The following is a 4,757-nucleotide window of genomic DNA, read 5'->3' on the forward strand; positions in this document are numbered from 1 at the left end:
CCCGAGGCGCCGTTGACGAGGAGCACGGTGCCGCCGACCACGCCCAGCCGGTCGAGGCCGCGCGCCGCGGTCTCGAGGGCTGCGGGCAGGGCGGCGGCGTCGGCGAAGCGGACGGCGGCGGGCAGCGGCGCCCAGTGCGACAGCACGGCCAACTCGGCCTGGGCGCCCCCGTGTTCGGACAGGCCGACGACGCGGTCGCCGACGGACACGTCGGTGACACCCTCGCCGACCTCGTCCACGACCCCGGCCGCCTCGTGTCCCAGCGTCTGCGGCAGTTCCTCGTCCATCAGGCCCGCGCGCTTCTTCCAGTCGCTGGCGTTGACGCCGGCGGCGCGTACCGCGGCGCGGATCTGGCCGGGGCCCGGGTGCGGGTCGGGAAGGTCCACGACCTCCAGGACCTCGGGGCCGCCGAAACGGCTGAACCGTACTGACTTCATCGTGGACTCCGTTCCGAACGGCAGCGGTGGGACACCGGGTTGGACACGGCGGCAGGCCGGCCCCCGCTGTCAGGCGAGGCGCTCGCCGTCGTGGAAGACGCCGCCGGTGGGCCCGTCGGCGGGCAGGGTCGCCGCCCAGACGACCCACACGGCGCTCTCCGCGACGGGCCGGTCCTCCTCGTCGACGCCGAGCTCGGGGTGGGCGTCGACCCGCCCCGGGTCGACGGCGTTGACGAGGACGTCGAGGCGGCCGTGCCCGTCCCCGACGTGGGCGGCGACGCGCGCGAAGTCGTCGGTGTCGGCGAGGTCGAGGCGGAGGCCCTCCGCGCTGAGGCCCTCGGAGCGGAGGACGGCTGCCTGCTCCTCGGCCTGGCCGCCATCGCGAGCCGTGACGATGACGTGGTGGCCCTGCGCGGCAAGAGCCCGGGCCACGGCGATGCCGAGCCCGGCGGCCCGGCCTGCGCCGGTGACGAGTGCGGTCCTGTCGGTCATGGTGGCCTCCCCGGAAGGCGTGGACGACGCTTCACGAACAGCGTACGTCACAAACAGCGTGCGTCACGAACGCTGTTCGTTCGGCGCCGTTCGTTCGGACGAAAGCGGGCGGTCGCCTAGAGTGCTGCTCCCGCTTCCCCTCGCAGAAGGCCGATCCCCGATGCCCCCCACCCGCCGTCGTTCGACCCGCGACCGCCCGGCCAAGCCGCCGCTCAGCGAGGAGGCCGTCGTCGACGCGGCACTGGAGGTCCTGCGCTCGGAGGGGCTGCCGGCCGTGTCGATGCGACGGGTCGCCACCGCCCTGGACACCGGGCCCGCCTCGCTGTACGTCTACGTGGCCAACCGCGAGGCCCTGATCCACGCCATGCAGGACCGCATCTTCGCGACGGTCGAACTCGAGACCGCCGACCCGGCGCACTGGCGCGACCAGCTGCACACGCTCCTGGGACGCCTGCGCGACGCGCTGGCCGCCCACCCCGGGATCGCCATGACGCTCACGACCGTGCCGCCCCGGAGCGAAGCGGTCCTGCGCCCGCTGGAGAACATGCTCGCCGTCCTCCTCGCCGGGGGTCTGACTCCCCAGGACGCGGCATGGGCCGCCGACTTCCTCTCCACCCTGGTGCACCACGCCGCCGTCGAAGCCGAGGCACGGCCCGTCGGCCACCAGGAGCAGGCCGAGGAGCTGTACCGGCACTTCACCGCCCAGTCGCCCGAGGCGTTCCCCCTCATCACCGCCCACGCCGCCCAACTCGTCGCCGGCGACGCCGAGGAGCGGTTCCGCCTCGCCGTCGACACCCTCATCGACGGCTTCCTCACCAGGGCGGCGAAGACCCCGGCGTAGATCACCGGCCGGGATCACCGGCCGGACCGCCCCGGTACGGTGCCCGGCCGTCGACCCCGGTTCCTCCCCCTACGACGCCGGCGCCGCCTCGTGGCGGGCGACGAGCGCGGCGGTGTCCTCGGCGTCCAACGCGAGCCCGAACTCCCCGCTCAACAGCCCGGGCAGCTCCCCCGCCGACACCCGGCGGCTCTCCTCCGTGAAGTCCGGTAGCAGCCGGGTGAGTTCCGTGTCGCGCAGGACGAGCCGCTGACCGGCCGCCGGCTTCTGCACCAGCAGCTTGCCGCGGAAGGGCGAGCGGGGATGCGTGGAGGTGAAGTGGCTGGTCACGGTGAAGTCGACCGGGAAGCGCGGCTCCGTCCCGATCGCGTAGAGGTCGAACCAGCCGTCGCGCCTCAGCCGCCGGAGCACCAGCGGTCCGGCGGCACCCGGGGTCGGCCCCTCCTCACGGCGCAGCCCGTACGTCCAGCCGGACTGCCGTACGACCTCGCCGTCGCGCAGCCGCAACGGCTCCAGGAGGCCCTCGGCGCCGAAGCCGACGTCGGTGAACCAGTCCTCGCCGTCGAGTTCCACCCGCAGCGACATGTGCGTGGCCGGGCGGATCCGCTCCTCTCCCAGGCGTACGCGTGACGCCGTCGCGGTGAAGGCGAAGCCGATCGCGTCCAGGGCCGCGGCGTAGAGCAGGGTCTGTTCGCAGCAGGTGCCCCCGCGTCGCCGCCGGACCATCTTCGCCTGCAGGGACTCCAGGTCGAGTCGGACGGGCCGGCCCAGGACGACCTCCAGGTTCTCGAAGGTGAGCGCGGCGATGTGGGCGGCGTGCAGCGCGCGCAGCACCTCCAGCGTCGGCTCGCGCTCCCCCCAGTACCCGATCCGGGCCAGATAGGCGTCGAGGTCCAGCCGGTCGCCGCCCCACACGGAGCCGATCGATCCGCCCATGCGCTCCTCCTCCCCCTCGAACGAACCGCACCGCCCCACGCGCCGCCCCGCCCCGGCCCGGGGAGCCCGGGGCCGCATGAGGGGCCCCACACCCGAACGGCTGCCCCGGAAGAGCCCCTCCGACACACCCGCGCCACCTGTTCGTCCGCGTCCGCCCGCACCGGCGGCCCCGGCTGTGCCAGAGTGCCGGCACGGCCCGGCGAGCCTGTGCACCGACGAGCCGGCGACTGAGCGGAGCGGGCCCGTACGTCGACGGCCGCCGTCGGCCTCTGGGGCCACTCTCTCGTTACTCCGGCAGCGAAATGCCCAGTTCCCGTAGGCGGGGCAGGCAGGCTTCGAGGCACTGCTCCACCGAGGCGGCATCGGTGCGCACGAGGATGTCGTCACGCAGCGGGGCGCCGCTGGCCACGAACGTCCACGGCTTGCGCTGCTCCGCCATCCGTTCGGCGTCGGCCTTGAGCAGCACGGTGATGCCCTGTTCGGCCAGTGCTTCCATGATCGCCAGTACGTCCATCGGTGGTCTCCCCCTCGTGAAGTGCGTCGAAGGTGCTCGAACGCGCCACGGTGAACCTACCGGTCGAGGCCGGGCAGCGACGGCCGGGCCCCGGACGGATGATCCGCCCGGGCCCCGGCGCTGGTGGAGGCGGGCCGGTCAGGCGCCGGGCACGCTGACGTAGCCGGAGATGTGGAACTTCTGCCCACCGCCGCGGGCGTCCGCGGGCTTGACGTGGCGGTGCGTCACCCTGTCCCCGACGTTGCCCTCGACGGTGTCGATGGTGCCGTCGTGGTTGACGGCGACGACGACCCCGACGTGGCCACCCTTGGCGTAGGCGGGCGGACCGTAGACGACGAGGTCGCCGGGGACGGGGGTGTAGGGGCGCTCTCCGCGCGCGGGCTGCCGGTTGTGGAAGAGGTGGTGCTCCTGGCCCCACTTGCCGACGCCGCGTCCGGACAGGGTGGTCGGCGCGGGCTTCACGCCGGCCTGGTGCCAGATCCAGTCGGCGAACGCGGCGCACCAGGCGGTCTTGGCGCACTTGCTCTGCTTCTCCGTCCCGTCGGCGTAGGCGAAGTACTTGTCGCACGTGCCGGTCTTCTCGGGGTCCTGGCCGGCCGGGGTGATCTGGCCGCGGGCGATGGAGACGATCCGCTCGCGCAGCGCGGAACGGGCGGTGGCGCCGTCGGACACGGTGGCGGTGTCGGTCGCGGAGTCGGTGTCGGTGGCGGTCCGGACGGCGTGCGCACCGGCCGGGAGGGCGCCGGTGGTGGCCGCGGCGGCGGTGCCGAGGCCGCCGAGCGTCCCGGCGGTCACCAGGGCGACGGCGGCGGTCCTTCCGGCGCGGCCCACGAGGGCGGCGAGCAGACGCGAGCGTGTCATGTTCATGATCTCTCCTTGGATGCGCCCTCCACCACCCCGGGCAGGCCGCAGCCCGCCCGGGACACGGGAGGAGGTGGGGTTTCCGCCGGGGATCCGTCCTCCGGCCGACCACCACGATTGCACGCCCGACCGCCGGACTCCTACGCTGTGTGAACACCTGGTTACCCATGCATATGCGGAGCGCCTCCGTACGGCCCTGACCTGGGCCTACGCACAGCCGAGGGAAGAGGGACCGAGCCGATGACGCACAACCGGCCGCCGCAGGCAGCCGATGAACCGGACCAGCCGACGGCCACCGCCGCCCGCGCCGAACTGGCCCGGACGCTGCGGAGGTGGCGTCAGGAGGCCGGGAACCCCACCCAGGTGACCGTGTCCCGGCGCACCGCGATCGCCCAGACGACCCTCTCCCGCTACGAGAACCCCGACGGCAGGTACCCGGCACCGGAAGCGGCGCTCCACTCCCTGGCCGCGTACTACGCGGTCGCCGACGGCGAGCTCGTCCGCGCGCTCGGGCTCAGAGCGGCGATCGACGGCGGCACGGGCGGCGCGCCGCCACCGGAGCCGGTACCGGAATCTGTGGTGGCGACCGCGCCGGAGGCACCGGCGCCCAGTGCCGAGCCGACGGCCGGTCAGGAACCCCGTGGCGGGCGACGGCGCCGGGCGGCGTGGGCCGCCGGGG

7 protein-coding genes are annotated in these 4,757 nt (G+C 74.3%); 2 read left to right on the plus strand and 5 right to left on the minus strand.

Features of this window, described 5'->3' with window-relative positions:
• Together AE652_RS35450 and AE652_RS35455 are read right to left on the minus strand one after the other, a co-directional pair.
• Positions 1–437: alcohol dehydrogenase catalytic domain-containing protein (locus AE652_RS35450; protein ID WP_049659118.1), on the minus strand; the 437-nt coding region annotated here is incomplete at its 3' end.
• A gap of 69 nt (positions 438–506) precedes the next feature.
• Positions 507–929, minus strand: a complete 423-nt coding sequence (locus tag AE652_RS35455; RefSeq protein ID WP_049659112.1) for an SDR family NAD(P)-dependent oxidoreductase — start codon at positions 927–929, stop codon at positions 507–509.
• A gap of 160 nt (positions 930–1,089) precedes the next feature.
• Here AE652_RS35455 and AE652_RS46860 point away from each other — a divergent pair, with 160 nt between their 5' ends.
• On the plus strand, positions 1,090–1,770 hold the full coding sequence (locus AE652_RS46860; RefSeq protein WP_049659113.1) for a TetR/AcrR family transcriptional regulator: 681 nt from the start codon (positions 1,090–1,092) through the stop codon (positions 1,768–1,770).
• Between the two features lie 69 nt (positions 1,771–1,839).
• Here AE652_RS46860 and AE652_RS35465 read toward each other — a convergent pair whose 3' ends face one another.
• From AE652_RS35465 to AE652_RS35475, 3 genes are all read right to left on the minus strand, one after another.
• A complete protein-coding gene (locus AE652_RS35465) occupies positions 1,840–2,703 on the minus strand; it encodes an arylamine N-acetyltransferase (RefSeq protein ID WP_049659114.1) in 864 nt (287 codons plus the stop codon).
• A gap of 286 nt (positions 2,704–2,989) precedes the next feature.
• Positions 2,990–3,217 (minus strand): hypothetical protein, encoded by a 228-nt coding sequence (locus AE652_RS35470; RefSeq protein WP_049659115.1) that lies wholly within the window; start codon positions 3,215–3,217, stop codon positions 2,990–2,992.
• Between the two features lie 138 nt (positions 3,218–3,355).
• Entirely contained in the window at positions 3,356–4,078 is a 723-nt protein-coding gene (locus tag AE652_RS35475; RefSeq protein WP_159028649.1) for a CHAP domain-containing protein, read from the minus strand.
• 240 nt (positions 4,079–4,318) lie between these two features.
• On the opposite strand from AE652_RS35475, the gene AE652_RS35480 reads away from it, so the two are divergent.
• The coding region (locus tag AE652_RS35480) for a helix-turn-helix transcriptional regulator (protein WP_049659117.1) at positions 4,319–4,757 on the plus strand (439 nt) is incomplete at its 3' end.

This window comes from Kitasatospora sp. MY 5-36, from assembly GCF_001182915.1.
GTDB lineage: Bacteria > Actinomycetota > Actinomycetes > Streptomycetales > Streptomycetaceae > Kitasatospora.